This is a genomic window from Draconibacterium sediminis (assembly GCF_000949475.1).
GTDB lineage: Bacteria > Bacteroidota > Bacteroidia > Bacteroidales > Prolixibacteraceae > Draconibacterium > Draconibacterium sediminis.
Map to the genome: position 1 here is coordinate 2,302,668 of NZ_JRHC01000001.1, position 19,639 is coordinate 2,322,306.

Consider the following 19,639-nt stretch of genomic DNA (forward strand, 5'->3'; position numbering starts at 1 on the left):
TACAAATCTAATAATAATAATTGTAATTGCCTCCAATGTAATACAAGTGTAGAGTAAATAGTACATTAACTGTATTTAACATTTATTAAAGTTGGCCGGCGCAATAGTTCCAAAGCTAACACGTTTTGGAATAAAAGGGTAGAGTGAGGTTATTTTTTCTAGTGGTTAAGTTTGGTCAGCAATTCTTTTTTAGCCTCAGGTTCTATCCTTTTTTCTTTTAATTTGAATTTAGCTTATTAATTTTACTTCAGAATAAGAAGTAAAAATCATGATCAAAGAACTTATAACCCGTAATCGCAGTTACCGTCGTTTTGATGAGGCGGTAAAAATTTCTTCAGAACAAATTACCAAATGGATTGAGTTGGCCCGGCTTTCGGGGAGTGGCAGAAATGCACAACCGTTAAAATATGCCATTGTTACCAAAGCTGAAAAGTGCGCAAAAATTTTTCCTTTCCTGGGATGGGCCGGCTATTTGACGAACTGGAAAGGGCCGGCAGAAGGGGAGCGACCAGTGGCTTATATTGCTGTAATTAAAGACCTGAATATTGCCGAAAACCATTACTGCGACGATGGAATTGCCATGCAGAGTATTTTACTCGGAGCTGTTGAAGATGGTTTTGGCGGTTGTATGATTGGTTCGGTAAACAAAGCCAAAGTAGCAAAATTGCTGGGGCTGAATGAAAAACAAGAGTTACTATATATTATTGCGTTGGGAAAACCTGCCGAAAAGGTTGTAATCGATGAGGCTAAAGATGGTAGCATAAAATACTGGCGCGATGAAGATGGAGTACACCATGTACCGAAACGGCCGATTGATGAAATCGTTATTATAAAGGATTAACAGCATCGAACATTACTGATTCCATGGGAACATATACAGAACTAAAAAGGAACTTAATTATAATTCACAGGATTTGCTAAGAATAGGCTCCCTTTAATAAGGGGAGCTCCCGTCAGCTGACGGGTGAGGGGTAATTAATTTCAATATTTTGTCTCATTACCCTTTTGTTCCCGACGTAAAGTACGGGATTTCGCAAGCTCAACTGTCGACATTTTCCCTTAGAAAGGGAAAACAGCTTTAACGTTGACCTCAAAAGGATGTGAGTTTGTTGCAGGAAAAGCATAAAAAAAGGATGGCACTGCCATCCTTTTCCGTTTAACTCCTAAAAATTACCCCCTTATAAAAAGTGCCTTAATTATATGTTGAGCCATTTTTGGATTTTCTTTTAATCTCCGGGTTGAATAGTTAAACCATTTTTCGCCAAACGGAACATACACACGCATTTTGTGCCCGTTGTCGACGATCAGCTGGCGCAGTTCGGGTGTTACCCCGTACAGCATCTGGAATTCGTACATATTTTTCGGGATATTCATTTCCCCGATCATCTTCATCGATTCCTCAACCAAGTATTTATCGTGAGTAGCAATTCCCACGTACATTTTATTTTCGAACATGTATTTCAAGTCCTTCAGGAAATGCTTGCGAACTTCTTCGTATTCTTTAAAAGCAATGTTTTCGGGTTCAACGTAAATTCCTTTACACAGTCGGAAACTGATCGGGTAATTGGCGTTGTTCAGGTCGTTCAGTGCAACCAAATCACTTTCGGTACGGCGTAAATACGCCTGAAGCACCAACCCAACATGTTTGGGAAATTCCTTTCTTAAACGGCGGAAAATATCCAATTCGATATCAACACATTGCGAGTCTTCCATATCAATACGAATGAAAGAATCTTTTTGCGCAGCGAACTGAACCACTTCGCGAAGCAGGTTGTAGCACACCTCTTTATCCAGAAGCAACCCAAACATGGTGGGTTTTATCGAGAAGTTACCTTTTACATTCTCCGAAGTAAAACGCTCAATCACTTCCAGGTATTCGTCACGGTTTTTTTCTGCTTCATCAAGTCTGGTAATAAATTCACCTAAAATATCAACCGTAACTTCAATTCCCTTTTCATTCAATAGTTTTGAGGCAAGCAAACCTTCCTCCATCGATTCGCCTGCAATGTACCTTTTCGAGAAAACCCAAACCAGTTTTTTGGGCATGTAAGGCAGCATATTTGCTATTAACTTATTCAACATTTTATAATTTAGGTAAATACTATTTTTCGCAGCATAAAAATACTATGCGAGACTCCCCTCGTGCAATGACGTTTATCATTGGCATATCATGATTTTAGGCAGCTTTTTTATAGAACTTATTGATTATTAATAACATGAAAAAATTGTTAATTAGAGTAGGGCATTTCCGCTAAAAAAGTATCTTTGTCGGGATTTAAAAAGTTGAACCTAAAAATTTATTGAAGATTACAGTTGCCCGTAGCGCGACTTAAATTCAGTATATTGATGAAGTAAAAAATAAAAAAGATGAAAGGAACATCGTTAGTAGTTAGTGTAGTGCTTTTTGTTGCAGTTGCAGTTTTGTACGTTTTACATTTTACAGGTAACGGCGCCAGTGAAGGAACACCAATTAAAGCAGCTGCCGGAACGGGCGGCGATTTGAAAATCGCTTATATTAAAGCCGATTCGGTACTTTTAAATTACACCTTATCGCAAGATTTGCACGATGAGTTTACCAAACAACAGGAGGCTTATACTACTGAGTACGGAACTAAACGCCAGTCGTTTGAAAAGGAAGCAGCTGCTTTCCAGGAAAAACTTCAGCGCGGGGGCTTTTTGACTGAACAACGTGCCGTTCAGGAACGTGATCGTTTATTGGGTAAAGAGCAGGAAATTCAAAAACTTGATCAGGAGCTGTCGACTAAGCTGGCTAAAATCCAGCAGGACAACAACAACAAAATCCTGGACAATATGATGGATTACCTGGATCGTTACAACGAAAAAGCCGGTTACGATTACATTTTAAATGGTGCAAACGTATTAGTTGGGCCAGAGGTAAATAATATTACCGCCGATGTTTTAAAGGCATTAAACGAAGAATACGAAGCCACAAAAACAGAATAATACAACATAAGCATATAGGGAAATCCGGGTTAGCGCCCGGATTTTTTTTGCTTTTTATTTTAGCTTTGTCATATGTTCGCCGATAAATACCTGGAAAAGAATCAGCACAAAATCCTCATCAACGAGTTGCCCGAAGCAGCGCCGGGAATAATTGTTGTAATTCCGTGTTTGCGCGAAACGGAGTTGACGAAAACTTTGAACTCGCTGAATGAATGTGATTTGCCGGGGTGTATGGTTGAAGTAATTCTGCTTATCAATCAATCGGAGGCAGCGGACGAAGAAACCATCCGCTTAAATTCTCAAACAAAGGCTGAGGCGGATAAATGGATTGCAGCGCACCAAAAAAGAGGCATTCGGTTTTATGCTGTTGGCCCCATAAACCTGAAAAAGAAATGGGCAGGAGCCGGATTGGCGCGCAAAAGGGGAATGGATGAAGCCATCAGCAGATTTAATCTCAACGATAACAAAGATGGAATTCTGGTGTCGTTGGATGCCGATACGCTGGTGGCAAAAAACTATCTGGTTGAGATTGAGAGGTATTTCAGGGAACACCCGAAACAGGTAGGCGCTACACTGGCTTTTGAACATCAAAAACAAGAACTGGATGAAAAACACCGCGAGGGGATTGAGCTTTACGAACTGTACCTCGATTATTACAAAAGGGCACTTCATTATTCCGGATATCCGTATTCGCTGTTCACTATTGGTTCGGCCTTTGCCGTAAAAGCTGAAGCTTACGTTAAACGTGGAGGAATGAACAGGCGACAGGCTGGCGAAGATTTTTACTTCCTGCAAAACCTGGTACAGATTGGCCGGGTTGGAGAAATCACGTCCACAAAAGTTTATCCGTCGGCACGATTATCGAACCGGGTGCCTTTTGGTACCGGCCCAATTTTGCAAAAATGGATGAAAGGGGAGGAGGACCTGACACTTACATACAATTTCGAAGCGTTTAAAAACCTGCATCAGTTTTTTGCTCAAAAAGTTCGTTTATTTAAAATTCATCCAAACGATTATTTGGAGTTTTTGAACGATTTAAATAAGCCAGTAAAGGAATTTCTTGAGCTGGATAAATTTAGTATTGAGCTGGAGGATTTAAACAACAATTGTTCGCGTTTGGAAACTTTTCAGGTACGTTTCTTCCAAAAATTCAATGCCTTTAAAATCCTGAAGTTTCTGAATTTCGCCCACGAAAAATTTTATCAGAAAGCTGATCTGCAAAAGCAGGTTGATCTGCTAAATCAGGAACAATAAACTGATCGCCATCACTACCATTCCGCCCGTTAACCCGTAAATAGCTATGTGGTGCTCACCGTATTCTTCGGCAGAAGGAAGCAATTCATCGAGCGAAATAAATACCATAATTCCGGCAACCCCGGCCATAATTACACCAAAAATTACTTCGTGGTTTCCCGAGTTCATAAACGGCATTAACAAAAAATAGGCAAGCAGAGCTCCTATTGGTTCTGACAGCCCGGACAAAAAGGAATAGAAAAAAGCCTTTTTACGACTGCCGGTGGCGTAATAAATCGGCACCGAAACGGCAATTCCTTCAGGAATGTTGTGAATGGCTATAGCAATGGCGATGGCAACACCCAGAGCCGGATCGGTGATGGCCGACATAAATGTGGCAATCCCTTCCGGAAAGTTGTGTACACCTACCGCCAGGGCAGTCATTAAGCCCATGCGGTAGAGGCGGTTAAACTTGTACGCCGCTTTTTTATTGTCCATCTCCTCAATCCCCCGAATTTCGTGTGGATTTTCAAAATTGGGTATAAATTTATCGATCAGGGCAATTAGCAACATACCTCCAAAAAAAGCGATTACAGTGTATAATGTTCCTTCAAATTCGTTGTAATGGTGAATAAGACTTTCTCTGGCTTCCTGAAAGATTTCGACAAAGGAAATGTAGATCATAACTCCCGCAGAGAATCCCAGCGATAACGTAAGAAGCTTGGTGTTAGTGCGTTTTGCCAGAAATGCAATAGCACTGCCGATACCGGTTGAGAGGCCGGCAAACAAAGTCAGGGAAAGTGCAAGAAGTATATTAGCTGATTCCATTGTTTTCCAATTGTAATAGCAAAATTAACAAAAAGAAGATTAATTGAATATTAATATGTGTATAGGTAGTAATGTGTTGAATATTAATTGTTTTGGGGCGGTTTTTGTAAAACATGTGAATAAAATGTTTTTTCAACTTTGATTTTATATCAAACTTTGTACTTTTGCTGAAAACGAGAATGTTTAACTTTAAAATTCATTGTTATGGCATACAAAATTTCAGACGAATGTATCGCATGCGGTACTTGTATCGATGAGTGCCCGGTTGACGCTATTGCAGAAGGTGATATCTACACCATTGATGCAGAGCTTTGTACTGACTGTGGCTCATGCGCAGAAGTTTGTCCGGTTGAGGCAATTGCTATTGAAGAATAGTCCGCTCAGCATAAAGACATTAAAGCTCGCTTATGCGGGCTTTTTTTATGCCCTATTGTTAGCGCAGATTACTTTTAAAAGGGATCACATTGAAAATCCGGTGGATTGCTATTTTTATTTTCTACAGATATGCGGCGCCGAGAGGTCTGCTTTTCAATTAACTTCTGTACTTGCGCCTTTTATAATATATAACATATTTTCCTTGGGCGATGCAATTGCCTGTTGGCAATTAGCTTTGCCCAAGGCTGAATTAAACAGCACTTTCAGCGCTGTAGGTTAAAATGCATGATAAGCATTGAGCGCTGAAAGTGCGATTTACTTTAGCCCGGGGCATACGATTCCGAATAGCATTCGGAAGAGTTTCGCCCCGGGTTAAAGATCGGTGAACATCAAAGGCGCAACCATTAAGTTCTTTGAAACTGAATGATCGTTTGCGCCGCAATTCTCAGGCGTAGTTAGAATAATCCTCCACCAGGAATTCAATATGATTCTTTAAAACCCATTCAACTCCATAAAAACAGTTGGTAAGATCAATAAAAAGCCAATAACTATTAGCATTAAGGTAAACGAAGCCGCCCATTTAAACCACTTTTCGTAAGGTATACGTGCTACGCCCAAAACCCCGATTAATACGCCACTTGTAGGCGTAATCATGTTGGTAAAACCATCGCCCAGTTGAAAGATTACTACGGTAGTCTGGCGCGAAATTCCAATCAAATCCGATATCTGCGACATAATAGGAATGGTTAAGGCCGCCTGTCCCGATCCGCTAGGGATAAACACATTTAGCATGGTTTGTATCAGGTACATAATTCCTACCGTTCCAACCTCTCCAAAATTTTGCATCGAATTGGAAACATAAAACAGGATGGTATCAATAATTTGTCCGTCTTCAAGAATCACCACTATTCCGCGGGCGAGGCCAACGATCATAGCCGCAGGAAGAATGTCTTTGGCACCATCCAAAAAAAGTTTGGTAATGGTATTTGGCGATTTATTGGCCGCAATGCCGGCAAAAACTCCCATGGCAAAAAAGATGGTTGCAATTTCTTTAATATACCAGCCATGGCCCATTACACCAATTACCAGGAAAACGATGGTGAACGTGAGCAGGGTTAAAATAAAATATTGCACCGACCTCCACAGGGTTAAAACGCCCATAACAATAAAAAGCACCGTAGCCACCGGAATGGCCGGAACAGAAAATACATTGTTGCCTATGCTTATTGAACTTTGCGGGATAGTGATGGAGAATACGATAAGTGCAACAGAAATTATGGACAGAGCAAACCAGGCAGCAGCAGGTTTTATCTTTTCAATTTTAATGGCTGTGGTTTCGTTGCGCGAGCGCCAGTATGCATCATTTTCGTATACAACAGATTTGGTCGGGTCTTTTCTTATTTTGGTGGCATAACGAAGAATAAACGCAAAGCCAAAAAAGTTGATCACAACCCACATCAGTATTCGGTATTCCAAACCTGAAAACAAAGGAATGTGAGAAAGTCCCTGCGCAACACCAACGGTAAACGGATTTAAAAATGCGCCGGCAAAACCCATAGCTGCAGCAATAAAACACAACGAAACACCAACAATTGAGTCGTAACCCATTGATATGGCCAGCGGAACAAAAATAATAGTGAAAGCAATGGTTTCTTCACTCATGCCAAAAATGGCTCCAAACAAGCTGAAGATGGTCATTATGGAAACAAGTACAATATTATGAACACCCACAAAAGAAAGAACTTTCGATCGCTCAAGTCGTTTTAAGCGTTTCAGAAAAGTGTAAATACCAATGTCGATTGCCTTGCTGTCGTTCAATATCCAAAACGAACCACCGATTAATAGAATAAGCGCAATTATATTCGAGGTGCTTAAAAAGCCATCGAAAAAGGACGAAAAAACCTGCCACGTTTGCAAATGGCTGTCGGTTTTATGAAACGAGCCGGTTTGTATTACACTGCGTTCAACACCATTAACGACAACACTCTCGCGTTCAAATTGACCACCGGGAATTATCCAGGTTAGCAAAGCACAAAAAACAATCAGAAAAAATATGATGACGTAGGTATGCGGAACTTTTTTTAACATGCATGAATGATTTAAAAAACGTAATATAAGAATTTATATCAGATCAGGCGAAAGCGAAAATTGAACTATCGGGAGACTGGATTCTATTTTGATACTACTATACTGATAAACATTATGAAAAGTTCTTTTTATGTGATTGATTTTTCTTAAATTGTTAGAAGTAAATTTAAACGACACACTTAGAAATAATGCGAAACTATTTGATTTTACTCCTCATATCGTTAACAGCATTTGGTAGTTATAGTCAAAACGTTACCAGCGACAGTACTTCCGTTGCACAGGAAAAAGAAAAGAAAAACTTTAACTTTAACCTGATGCCGTATATGAGTTACAACCGTAACCTCGAATTTATGTACGGTGTGCTTCCGCTGGCTATGTACCGGCTAAACCCAAACGATACTATTTCTCCAAAATCCTTGTCGGGGATTACCGGTGTTTTTACTACCAACGGATCAAAATTTATTGGCTTTTTTAACCGCTGGCACCTGGCGCAAGACACCTGGCGCATTCAATTATATGGGGCTACCGGAAATCATATTTCGCAGTTTTACTACGATTATGATATTACGCCCGGATTTTACGATTATAAAACAAAGACAAAACTGATTAGTATAGGACTTCAGCGAAAAGTATTGCACACGCTTTATGCGGGGATCAGCTATACATATGCGCATCATTTTACGAAATACGAAGATGAGATAATTCCCGATGCAACCACTGATACGCATTCGTTGCAGTACATTGCTTTGTGGGATACCCGAAACGAAGTGTATTATCCCACCGACGGAAATCAGATACGTTTAAAGTGGAATTCCTTTCCGCAGTGGATGGGCAACGATATTGAAGCCAATAAAATTATTACCGAGTACAACCAGTATTTTCCTTTTCACGACGGACGCGATGTTCTCGCTGCCCGCTTTTCGGGTACTTTTGGTTTGGGCGATATTGCTTTCGAACAGCAGGTTGTTCTTGGTGGTAACGATATTCGTGGCTACTCGGAGGCTAAATACCGTGGCGATGGACTAATGGCAATTCAGGGCGAATACCGTTACAATTTTGCCAGTAGAATGGGGTTGGTTGGTTTTGCCGGTTTGGCTACCATTTACGGCTCGCCAACCAAAGATTTCGACTGGGATTTATACCCCGGATTTGGAGTAGGCTATCGCTATCAGGCTTTTAAATCGGCCAATTTTAACATCGGGTTTGATGCTGCATTGGGTAAAGACGACTGGGGAGTTTATTTCAGAATAGGAGAAGCATTTTAATGGATTAGAAACAGCTGCACAGAATGGAAACAAAAGAAGGAAAACAAAAGACCGGAAAACGGAAGCGTATTGTGTTGATAGTATTGCTGGCATTGACTTTGATTGTAGTGGTAGCACTGGCCCTGGCGCCGGATTTTATTAAAAATTACATCAATAAAAACGGCGCGGAACTTTCAGGGCGTACAATCACAATCGAAAAAATAAAGTACAATTATTTTACTTCCACTTTACAGGTGTTTAATATGGCCATGTACGAACAAAACAATACCGATGTTTTTGTAGGTTTCGATACGCTTTTACTCAACCTGAAACCGCTTCGCTTTCTTAAACACGAAATAAATGTGCAGCAATTTCAACTGGTAAATCCTTATTCGCAGGTTATCCAAACCGATACGGTATTTAATTTCTCCGATATCATTGAGTTTTTTGATACGGAAGAAGCAGAGGCCGACGAAGATACCACGCAGGCAAAACCGTACCGTTTGAACCTGAACTTACTGGAGATAAAGAACGGAACGGTGAGTTACACCGATACCAAACTAAATCATAACGTTGCAATGGAAGACATAAGTTTTCTGATTCCGCAAATATATTGGGGGGGCGACGAAAGTTCTGCCGATCTGGCGTTTAATGTCGGGCATGGTGGCAGCATCAGCACTGGTTTTGATTATAACTCGAAAACGGGCAATTTTTCAGGCGATATCAAATTAAACAAACTGGTTCTAAACATCGCATTACCCTATATCAAAGAGTACATGCAGTTTAATAAAATGGAGGGAACACTTGATGCAACGGCGAAGTTTAACGGAAATGAGAATGATCTGACAAACTTTTCGTTGAGCGGAAATGCAGTGGTTGATAGCCTGATGTTTACTGACCTGAACGATAAAAACGTATTGGGAGTAGCAAAAGCCACGCTGGATTTAAGCCATTCGAAACCCTTGTTGTACCAGGCTGAAATTGGGAAAATCGAAATAACCCGGCCTTATGTATATTTTGCTTTGATCGACTCCTTGTCCAACTTCGAAAAAATGATAGTGCCGGTGGAGGCTGAAACAGTTGCTGACACGACTGAAAGCGAAGAAAACGAACCTTACGATATTATAATCGATAAACTTGTGATTGATGATGGACTTATCGATTTTAGCGATCAACGTTTGCAGGAGGTTTTTAACTACGAACTGTCGCAGGTGCATGTCGATATGGATTCGCTCTCACTAAACAGCAACTGGCTGGAGATTAATTCGAATATGAAACTGAATAAACGAGGCAACCTGGAAGCTGAACTGGGTTTGAATCCTTACGATCCGTTTCAGCATATTGAGCTGAATTATGTGTTGTCCGATTTTCAGTTGCCCGATATTAATATTTACTCGAAACACTACGCCGGACTGCCCATTTTATTTGGCGATATGTATTACCGCAACAAAACATCCATCATTAATAAACAGCTGAACAGCGAAAATGAACTGGTAATCCGTAATGTTGAAATGGGCCGAAAATCGGGAGGATTGTACGATATTCCAATAAAGCTTGCCTTGTTTATTCTGAAAGACAAAAATGGTGATGTAATCCTTGATATTCCGGTAACCGGCGATTTGTCGGATCCAAGGACCGATGTGGGAAAAATTGTATGGAACACTTTTAAAGGATTTATGGGAAAGATAGCATCCTCTCCTTTCAGGGCACTTGGAAATTTGCTGGGTGCCGATCCAAAAGAACTGGAAGAAATTACGCTGGCATACAGCGATACCACATTAACGCGCAAACAACATCGTTCGCTCGATTTATTGCTGGAGTTGGAACAACAAAAACCGGGGCTGCTGATTGAGATGCAATATATGAACGACCGGAAGTTGGAACGTATCGATGCTGCTGCACAACTTGTTCAAGATAATTACACCAAAGAAACAGGTAAGAACCCAAGAAGAAACAACAAAGAATACCTCGAATATTTGAAAAATGAAACACAACGCGATTCGCTGGTGATGCAGGATTACGAACGCCTGCTTGCTCCCGAAACAAAGGTTGACAGCGTAATCATTTCCCGCGAAAACAATCGTATACAAATGGTAAATAGTTATTTGCACGAACATAACGACTCAACTACGATTCGTGTGCTGGAATACGACGAAGATGAAGTGCTGAATATTGGCAGCCGTCCACAATTCAAAATTTCATATAAACTGGCAGAAGATGAGGCTCCCCTGGATGATTCTCAAAGTGGTCAGTAGATTGATTACCTGTTTGATGAAATAAATGAAGGATCGTCCCGAAAATGCGGAACGATCCTTTTTTATTGTAAATGCTTAAATCTTCTTTCCAATATAAAACACGTAACCATAAAGATCCTTGTACTTATGGTACAATTCTTCTTCGTATCGTTGGTTGGCAATAAAACCCTCGGCAGCTTTGTTACCGGCGTGTTCTTTTAGGAAAGTTTCCTGTGCCCTGATTTGTGGCTTGTAAAAATACTCGATCCAGCAGTTATCGGGTAAAATAAACGATGCCACGGGTACATAACCGGCTTGCTGCATTTGTGCCACTTTATTCGGAATAGTATCGATGCCGGGATAAGCATCCATCCAAAAATCCTGTATTTCCTGAGGACGCTCCTCGGTAAACCACGATGCTTCACTCACCGCTACGTATCCTCCCGGTTTCAGAAACGCTTTCCACTCGCGCAGGCCGCGCTCAAAACCAATGTTGTAAATGGCACCTTCCGACCAGATTAAATCCAATTCTTCCGCCTGAAAAGGCAGCTGATCCATCGAACCAACAATCCCTTTTACGCGCTCCTGCAGATTGTGCTTCTGTGCATTTTTGTTAAACAGGTCGATAAAAGTGGGGAAGAGGTCGAGCCCCTTTATTTGTCCCGGTGTATGTTGCGCTAAAATCATGGTTTGCCCGCCGGTACCACAGCCCAGGTCAGCAATCTTTGCTTCTTTGCCAAGCTTGTCAATAAAACTCAAAGCTTTAATGGTTACTTCCGGGCTTCCCGGCCCCTGGCGTTCGAGGAGTGAAAAATATTCGCAAATTAAACCTAAATCGAAATCGTGTATAGATGAATTATCGTTACTCATTTTTTTAAATATTGTGCCAAAAACCACTCATTTGTATCGTTTTTGGGTTTTAGGCGGTTTCAAATAAAAAGATATAAAAATTACCACTGACAGGAAACTGTCAGCGATTAACGAATGGATAACCAAAGGCCGGCTGCCAAAGGTTATTTACTTCACGGAATCCAAATTAATTTTAAACATGCAAAAGTTTTACAGGTTTAAAATTAGTTATTTTCGCAAAAAAGTAAACAACACTCAACATTTTTCAAACTTATATGTTGGACTGAGACTGTTTGGATAGTAAGATGATTTAGAAAATGAAGAAAAGTTTTTATAGTTTGTTTAGCGGCATTATTGTCCTGTTTTATGTATTGAATGTTAACGCCCAGGAGCACAACGATCATGATGATCATGAACACCACGACCATACACACGGACACAAAACCGAAATAGGAATTGGAAATTCTCTCGTGTATTTCTTCGGAGAAGAAGAGCTTAGTTATGGTTTGCATATTCATGTTGTCAGAAATATCGGTCATTCGAATTTTGGAATGGGACTGGCCTACGAACGAATTTTTGATGAACATACCCATAACACCATTGGAGTGGTTGGTAGTTATACACCTATTGACCGGCTTCATTTTGCCTTAACGCCCGGAATTGCTTTTGAAGGCGAAGACTGGGAGGAGAAAAACTTCGCCCTGCACTTCGAAACAGCCTACGATTTCCAGGTCGGTAATATCCACATGGGACCAATGGTAGAGCTGGGTTATAATTTCGAGCACGTGCATTTAAGCATGGGATTACACATCGGTTTTGGCCTGTAATAACATAATCCCCAAAACAGGGGATGCAAAATTCTGAAAATATTAAATTCGTTGCCGGTAATATGCTGGCAATCTTTCTTTTATGTGGTATGTAAGTGCTGCCTGTCCGATCTGTGGCAACACCTGATTTCACTACAATAGGGGATTGTGCACCCTTTTGTATCCCTCTATTTTTGCGAACGCTACTTTGATAGAATTCGTGAAAACAATGAGGGTAAAAACAATTTCTGGAAATAATTTTTTAAAAAATATCCTGCTGAGCTTGTCGGTGGTTTTGCTTTTGCAGCAAAATGTTTGGGCGCAATCTGCCGAAAAGGTGGAGCTCGCCGGAATTGTTCAAACGGCTGATGGCGAAACATTGCCGGGAGTGAATCTGGTTCTTAATCCGGGCAATAAAGGTGTAACCACCGATATCAACGGGGAATTCACTTTTCAAAATATTTCATCCGGTACATATAAGTTGCAGGTGAGCTGCATCGGTTTTCAATCGCTCAACCGGGAAGTACAGGTAAAAGACGAAAAGTCGCCTGCCTTGCAACTGGTTTTGGTGCCTGAAAATTACATGATCAACGATGTGGTGGTGAGTGGGAAATCCGCTACACGGCGTGTAATTGAGCAGGCCTACCAGGTTTCTTCGGTATCTACCAAAGAATTGTTCAACAGCACAAGCGATGCAAAATCTGTATTAGATCGAATTCCCGGTGTGCGTATTCAGGAGGAAGGCGGTTTGGGCTCCGACCTGAGTTTTACGCTAAACGGTTTTTCCGGCGACCAGGTGAAGTTTTTTATGGACGGAATTCCGATGGATAACGCCGGATCGATGACACTGGGCGATCTGCCGGTAAATATGATCGAGCGAATTGACGTGTACAAAGGCGTGGTGCCGGTTTGGCTGGGTACCGATGCATTGGGTGGAGCGGTGAATATCATTACCAACCGCACCAATAATTATCTCGATGCATCCTATGCTTACGGATCGTTTAACACCCATCGTGCGTCGTTGAATGGCGCTTATACCAACGAAGAAACAGGATTTACCTTCCGCGGCAATTTGTTTTACAATTATTCCGACAACCATTATAAAGTATGGGCGCGAATTGTGGAAAACAATACGGTTGTGGATACGGCCTGGGTGCGTCGTTTTCACGATCGTTACCGCTCCGGTTCGTTAAAACTGGAAACCGGACTGGTGGATAAATCATTTGCCGACCAGTTACTACTGGGCTTTATGCTTTCGGCAAACGACAAGCAGGTGCAGCACGGCGCTACCATGAATACCGTTTACGGCGGTATTGTTCGGAACAGCCAATCGGTGATGCCCACATTGCGCTACAATAAAAAAGATTTGCTGACCGAAGGATTGGATGTAAGCCTGTACAGTGCCCTGAACCGGAGCCGGTCGGAAGTGATCGACACGCTGCAGGGGGTGCGATACAACTGGCTGGGAGAACAATCGATAATTTATACATCCAATGGTGAGCGGTCGACAGATGGGGAGTTTTACCGCACTTTCACCACACTTGACGAAACTGATTTTAATACCCAGCTAAATGCCGGTTATGCATTGAGTACCCGCAGTTCGCTGGCATTAAATTACTCATTGAATTATTTTCACCGAAAAGCACACGACACGGAGCACCCCGACGAGCCGGCCAACCGTTTTCCTAAAGATCTGACAAAACAGGTACTTGGCCTGGCTTACAAATTCGATTTGAATAATAAATGGAGTACCACGCTGTTTGGAAAAATGTATCACATTCATGCCGCTACCTCAAAACTGTTCGATTTTGCAATGGAAACCCAGCGTGTTGAGGCGGTGGATAACAAACAGTTCAACTTTGGCTACGGACTGGCGACCAGCTATTTTGTGATGCCGGAATTGCAGCTGAAATTCTCGTACGAGCATACTGCCCGAATGCCCATGCCCGAAGAAATTTTTGGCGACGGTTTGTTTGTGGAGGCCAATCCCGATCTCGGGCCGGAGCAAAGCGATAATATCAACCTGGGAGCAGCGTTTAGCACACAAAAATTGGGTAATCATCATTTGTCGGTTGGAAGTAGTTTGATCTACCGCGAGGCAAAAGACCTGATCTATACCGTTGTTACGGTTTCCAGTCCGCAAACACGTTACGATAACCTCAGCGACACGCGTGTGCTGGGCGTAGAAGGAAATCTGCAATACGCCTGGAAAGACGTTTTCCACGCTGGAGCCAATGTAACTTACCAGGATATTACCGACCGTGCAAAGCTGATCTATAACGAGTCGTACACCGGATCAGGCTGGCAAACCAATTACCACTATGGTTTTCGTTTGCCTAACAAACCGTATCTGTTTGCCAATTTTAATGCAGGAGCAACGGCTAAAAATGTGCTGGTCGATGGTTCAACGCTAAACGTCAACTACTTTGTAAATTTTGTGGAGAAATACTTTTTAACCTGGACTGAACTCGGGGCCGGCAGCGACAAGTATATCATTCCGCGCCAGGTTTCACACGATATCGAACTCAGCTATTCGCTACAGAACGGTAAATACAACATTGCCGCCGAATGCCGCAATTTATTCAACGAAAAACTTTACGACAAATATTACTTACAAAAACCCGGACGCTCGTTTAGCATCAAGCTCCGGTATACGATCTAGAATATTCAATAAAAATTCAAAAATATGAAAAGAGTAAAACTATTACCCCTATTAACCATGACTGCTTTACTGGCAGCAGGAACGCTGTTGTTTAGCGCTTGTAGCGATGAGAACGAAGTGCCGGAAATGATTACCGGCGAAGCAAATTATGCTTTAAGCCTGGCTTACCAGGGCACCGAAGGAAATTACACTTATTACACCGTGTTGTTCGAAGATGTAATGAGCGGAAGCCTTTCGGCTGTTGGGCAGGGCATCGATCATTTGGGGTATTATACCTACAATCAGGTGGACGATCGTATTTATGCCACCGGAGGTTTTGAGCTGACCGATATTATTGCACTGGAAAAAAATACCGATGGCGAACTGGTGGAAACCGGAGGAAACTCGTCGTTTGGCAATAGCCTGCAGGACGTTGTGGAAGCTGAAGACGGAATGTTATTGGCGATTGAAATGGCATCATCGTCGGATGTGATTACACTGCATCGTATTAATGCTGAAACAGTAACTGCCGAAAGCTCGGTAAGTACTGCCGTTTCTGAAATTACAGATCAATCCGGCCCGTCGTATTCGGGAATGGTACAAAGTGGCGATTTCCTGTTTGTAAGTTTTTACATCAGCGACCCAACCACATACACCACCGCGCACACCGATGTGGCTCAGGTAGCTGTTTTTAGCTATCCCGGGTTGCAGTTTGTAAAAGTTATTGAAGACGATCGTACCGGCCCGATCGGAGGTTTTGGTACAAAATCAGGATTGATAAAAGACGAAACCGGGAATGTGTATGCCTTGTCGCATACCAATCCTGCCAATGGATTTAGCCAGTTTACAAAAGATCCTGCGATTTTGCGTATTAACAGTGGCGACAGCGAATTCGACAGCAACTACATCTTCGATTTTAATACCGTTACCGACAGCCTGACGACAGCGCACCTTGTTTATTTGGGCAACAACAAAGTTTTTGTTGAAATGAATACCGCGAAACGAAGCGAGCAGTCGGCATGGGCAGATGGTCCGTTAAAACCCGCTGTTCTTGATCTTTCGGCAAAAACAATTGATTATATCAGCGGAGTGCCGGAGCATTCAGGATTGGGTCGTAAACTGGCATCAACAAGTTTATACGATGGCCAGCACATTTACATGGTTGTTCCTGAAGATGTAAATTCATATGTCTATCAAATCGATCCGGTAAATTACACGGCAACAAAAGGGGCCGAAGTGCAGGCCAATTTCACTGCCGGTTTCTTTAAATTTTAATTTGACACTAAAAACACTTGTAGTTCATAAACTGATCTCCGTGTTCCGCTATGTGGGGCATGGAGATCCCTTTTTAAAATTCATGCGAATCAAAAGTTGAACAACATTTTAGGGCAAAACCCTTGATTTTACCTCAAAGCCTAAAGGATGATCAAGGATTTTCTCGCTTTCTTCCTTCAGGATCGAGGTGAAGAAGGGAGAAAAATCAGCTATCAATTACGAGCTCAACTATTGATTCGAAACATTAAAAAATTACTGCAAAGCATGCAAAACTGGAAAGCGCTTGTTCGAAAGTTACATCTCTGGCTGGGTTTAGCCTCAGGCCTAATCGTTTTTATTGTGAGTATAACCGGCTGCATCTATGTTTCTCAAAACGAAATAATGAAAGCCGTGGAACCGTGGCGAACGGTTGAAGCAAAAGACCAGGCTTTTGTACCACCCAGTCAACTGGTTGACACTGCCTCGTTTTACATGCCGGGGAAAACACCGTCGGGATTGACATACGAAGACGAAACGGGCGCAGCTGCTGTGGGGTTTTATTATACCGAAAACGACAAGATGGATTTTGGCGTTGTATTTCTCGATCCTTATTCAGGGGAAATGCTGCACAAAAAGGAAGGAGTTTTGCATGGTGGTTTTAATTTCTTTCAGTTCATCATAAAAGGACACCGTTTCCTATGGCTCCCGCCGGCAATCGGAAAACCGGTGGTGGGAATCGGAGTTCTGCTGTTTGTGGTATTGCTGATTACCGGAATTATTATGTGGTGGCCGGTGAAATGGAACGCCAAAAACCGCGAAAGGAGTTTCCGTATAAAATGGTCGGCAGGGTGGAAACGGCTGAACCTCGACCTGCACAATGTTCCCGGGTTTTATGCAGCCTTGTTTCTGCTGATCATCGCCTGCACCGGCCTGGTGTGGAGTTTTAAGTGGTTCGAACATGGCGTTTATTACGTGGCATCAGGAGGGGAGAGCAAAGCTGCGCATGAGCATCCGCACTCCATTGTTCAGCCGGCTTCTTCGGTAACTGCTGATAGCATTCCGGCCATCGACAGGGCTTTTTATCTGGCACTGGAACAATACCCGGATCCAAAACGCATTTATATGACGCCGCAATTGCGTGAGGCCGACGATGCCATTGAAGTGGTTTTGTATAAACACCAGGGGCGCTATTACCATCACGATGAGTATTTTTTCGATCGTTACACCTTAGAACTACTGGAAGTGGAAAAATACGATGAGGCCGGTTTTGCCGATAAGCTCGATCATATGAATTACGATCTCCATACCGGGGCAATCTGGGGGCTGCCCGGAAAAATACTCGTTTTTATACTGGGACTGGTGAGTGCCAGCTTGCCGGTTACCGGATTTTTTGTGTGGTACAACAAACGCAGAAAAAGTAATCGGCAAGCGCATTTGTTACAATCGAAGCTGTAAATATGTTTTTCAAAAATCTCTTTTCGCATCCGGCAGAATCGGCGCCGCTTATGGTTTTGTACGGCACAAAATCGGGCAACTCAAAAACTGTGGCGGAAGAACTGGCGAAGCAGCTGATCCGGCAAAATATTGAGCACCGGGTGAGCAGCATGTCGAAAGTTAAACCGCAACAATTAAAAGATGTGGAGCGAGCGTTGCTGGTGGTAAGCACGCACGACGATGGTGAGCCACCGGTAAAAGCAAGGAAGTTTTACAGGCAGTTACAGGCAGCTGATATGCCAGGTTTGGAACAACTGCAGTTTGCCGTTTGTGCTTTGGGCGATTCAAGCTACGACAGCTTTTGTGAGGCCGGAAAAACATTGGAGAGTCGTTTACTGGAGCTGGGCGCAAAAGAAATACTGCCACGAAAAGATTGCGACGAAGAGTTTGCACAGCCGGCAGTGGAGTGGATAAAAGAGGTGCTGACCCGACTAAAAAAGGGAGAGGAATTGACAGATGAGATCGAATTGGAAAGCTCAAAATGGTACAACGGCACCTTAAAGCAGCGTGAGGTATTATCGGTAGATGCCGAAAACAATTCCACTTATCACCTGGAATTTGAATGCCCGGAAGCAGCCGGAAATTATAAAAGTGGCGATCTGCTGGATGTAATTCCTGAAAATCCTGCAGATCTGGTTCTGGCGCTTTGCGAAAAGTTAGAGGCACCACAACTGGCAGCTGCTTTTGCAACAGAAAAAGAAATTACACGCGTAAATCGGCAATTGTTAAAGGCTTATGCCGGAGCGACATTAAATAAATCGCTGGCTGAATTGCTTACTCAAAATGAGGCGTTGAATACCTATCTGAAAAATGCAAATGTACTTGATCTGCTTAACGATTTTCCGGCAGAAATTTCCGGCGAAAAGCTGCTTTCGTTGTTGCCTCCAATCCGCATCCGGCAGTTTTCGATAAGCAGCGTGCCCAATGCCGAAACACCAATTGATCTGATGGTAAAAACCGTACGTTTTCAGTTCAACGGTAAAAAACATTTGGGAGCAGCTTCCAGCTGGTTAAACGAAAGTAGTACGCCGGGAAGTCCAATTCGTTTTCGCCTGGCAGCAAATCCCGATTTTCACATGCCGGCCGATAGTAATACTCCGATACTTATGATCGCCGCCGGAACCGGAGTGGCACCATTTCGCGCCTTTGTTCACGAGCTGGAGCAACAGCATTTCCCTGCAAACGCCTGGTTGCTTTGGGGAGAGCAGCTGCATCATCACGAAAATCGCTACTACTCCGAATTCAGTGCAATAAGTCAACAGCACGGCAACTTTTTGTTCGATGCTGTGGAATCGCGTAATCAGCAAAAACCAATGTATGTGCAGGATTGGCTACTGGAAAAACACCACGAATTAGCGGCCTTTATCAATCACGGTGCGCATGTTTATGTCTGCGGCTCAAAAGCAATGGGCGAGGGCGTTGAAAAAGCCCTGCAGCAAATCTTTCCGGATTCCGCAGCCTGGGAAATTTTTAAATCTTCCGGACGGTATCACTGGAGTTGTTATTGAGTGGAAAGTTGGGAGTCGGAAGTTGGAAAACCGAAGAGATGGCCAACTCGTAACTTGCAACTTGTGTCTTGCAGCTTCTTTAATCCTTCATCCTCTCACTTGGCTTGCCCCAGCTTAAAGA

The 19,639-nt window shown here is 42.6% G+C and carries 15 protein-coding genes; 11 read left to right on the top strand and 4 right to left on the bottom strand.

Going from position 1 to position 19,639, the window contains the following annotated elements; all coding sequences use genetic code 11:
* Nucleotides 1-268 precede the first annotated feature (268 nt).
* Nucleotides 269-841 carry a nitroreductase family protein gene (locus LH29_RS08990; RefSeq protein WP_045027922.1) on the top strand — a complete coding sequence of 191 codons (573 nt, stop codon included), beginning with the start codon at nt 269-271 and terminating at the stop codon, nt 839-841.
* Between the two features lie 329 nt (nt 842-1,170).
* Here the strand turns inward: LH29_RS08990 and LH29_RS08995 are convergent, their stop codons facing one another.
* Nucleotides 1,171-2,082 (bottom strand): proline dehydrogenase family protein, encoded by a 912-nt coding sequence (locus LH29_RS08995; protein ID WP_045027923.1) that lies wholly within the window; start codon nt 2,080-2,082, stop codon nt 1,171-1,173.
* A gap of 285 nt (nt 2,083-2,367) precedes the next feature.
* On the opposite strand from LH29_RS08995, the gene LH29_RS09000 reads away from it, so the two are divergent.
* Both LH29_RS09000 and LH29_RS09005 read left to right on the top strand, forming a co-directional pair.
* Entirely contained in the window at nt 2,368-2,964 is a 597-nt protein-coding gene (locus tag LH29_RS09000) for an OmpH family outer membrane protein (protein WP_045027926.1), read from the top strand.
* Nucleotides 2,965-3,036: 72 nt separating this feature from the next.
* Nucleotides 3,037-4,218 (top strand): glycosyltransferase, encoded by a 1,182-nt coding sequence (locus LH29_RS09005; protein WP_052670704.1) that lies wholly within the window; start codon nt 3,037-3,039, stop codon nt 4,216-4,218.
* Here the strand turns inward: LH29_RS09005 and zupT are convergent.
* Complete coding sequence (zupT, locus tag LH29_RS09010) at nt 4,201-5,025, bottom strand: zinc transporter ZupT (RefSeq protein ID WP_045027928.1); 825 nt, start codon at nt 5,023-5,025, stop codon at nt 4,201-4,203. The genes LH29_RS09005 and zupT overlap by 18 nt on opposite strands.
* 204 nt (nt 5,026-5,229) lie before the next feature.
* On the opposite strand from zupT, the gene LH29_RS24255 reads away from it, so the two are divergent.
* Nucleotides 5,230-5,400, top strand: a complete 171-nt coding sequence (locus LH29_RS24255) for a DUF362 domain-containing protein (protein WP_082063502.1) — start codon at nt 5,230-5,232, stop codon at nt 5,398-5,400.
* A 492-nt stretch (nt 5,401-5,892) separates the two neighbouring features.
* Here the strand turns inward: LH29_RS24255 and LH29_RS09020 are convergent, their stop codons facing one another.
* The gene (locus LH29_RS09020; protein WP_045027933.1) at nt 5,893-7,488 is read right to left on the bottom strand and encodes a YfcC family protein; all 1,596 of its coding nucleotides are present in this window, start codon (nt 7,486-7,488) and stop codon (nt 5,893-5,895) included.
* 188 nt (nt 7,489-7,676) lie between these two features.
* Between LH29_RS09020 and LH29_RS09025 the strand changes: the two genes are divergently transcribed.
* Together LH29_RS09025 and LH29_RS09030 are read left to right on the top strand one after the other, a co-directional pair.
* Entirely contained in the window at nt 7,677-8,753 is a 1,077-nt protein-coding gene (locus tag LH29_RS09025) for a BamA/TamA family outer membrane protein (RefSeq protein ID WP_045027935.1), read from the top strand.
* A gap of 23 nt (nt 8,754-8,776) precedes the next feature.
* A complete protein-coding gene (locus LH29_RS09030; RefSeq protein ID WP_045027938.1) occupies nt 8,777-10,987 on the top strand; it encodes a DUF748 domain-containing protein in 2,211 nt (736 codons plus the stop codon).
* Nucleotides 10,988-11,062: 75 nt separating this feature from the next.
* Here LH29_RS09030 and LH29_RS09035 read toward each other — a convergent pair whose 3' ends face one another.
* Nucleotides 11,063-11,836, bottom strand: a complete 774-nt coding sequence (locus LH29_RS09035; RefSeq protein ID WP_045027940.1) for a class I SAM-dependent methyltransferase — start codon at nt 11,834-11,836, stop codon at nt 11,063-11,065.
* A 296-nt stretch (nt 11,837-12,132) separates the two neighbouring features.
* On the opposite strand from LH29_RS09035, the gene LH29_RS09040 reads away from it, so the two are divergent.
* From LH29_RS09040 to LH29_RS09060, 5 genes are all read left to right on the top strand, one after another.
* Entirely contained in the window at nt 12,133-12,642 is a 510-nt protein-coding gene (locus LH29_RS09040) for a hypothetical protein (protein ID WP_045027942.1), read from the top strand.
* Nucleotides 12,643-12,850: 208 nt separating this feature from the next.
* Nucleotides 12,851-15,283, top strand: a complete 2,433-nt coding sequence (locus tag LH29_RS09045) for a TonB-dependent receptor (protein ID WP_082063506.1) — start codon at nt 12,851-12,853, stop codon at nt 15,281-15,283.
* Nucleotides 15,284-15,307: 24 nt separating this feature from the next.
* Nucleotides 15,308-16,537, top strand: coding sequence for a DUF4374 domain-containing protein (locus LH29_RS09050; RefSeq protein WP_045027945.1), 1,230 nt, complete (start codon nt 15,308-15,310; stop codon nt 16,535-16,537).
* Between the two features lie 147 nt (nt 16,538-16,684).
* Complete coding sequence (locus tag LH29_RS09055) at nt 16,685-17,971, top strand: PepSY-associated TM helix domain-containing protein (protein WP_198152383.1); 1,287 nt, start codon at nt 16,685-16,687, stop codon at nt 17,969-17,971.
* A gap of 2 nt (nt 17,972-17,973) precedes the next feature.
* A complete protein-coding gene (locus LH29_RS09060) occupies nt 17,974-19,518 on the top strand; it encodes a flavodoxin domain-containing protein (protein WP_045027947.1) in 1,545 nt (514 codons plus the stop codon).
* Nucleotides 19,519-19,639: the final 121 nt, after the last annotated feature.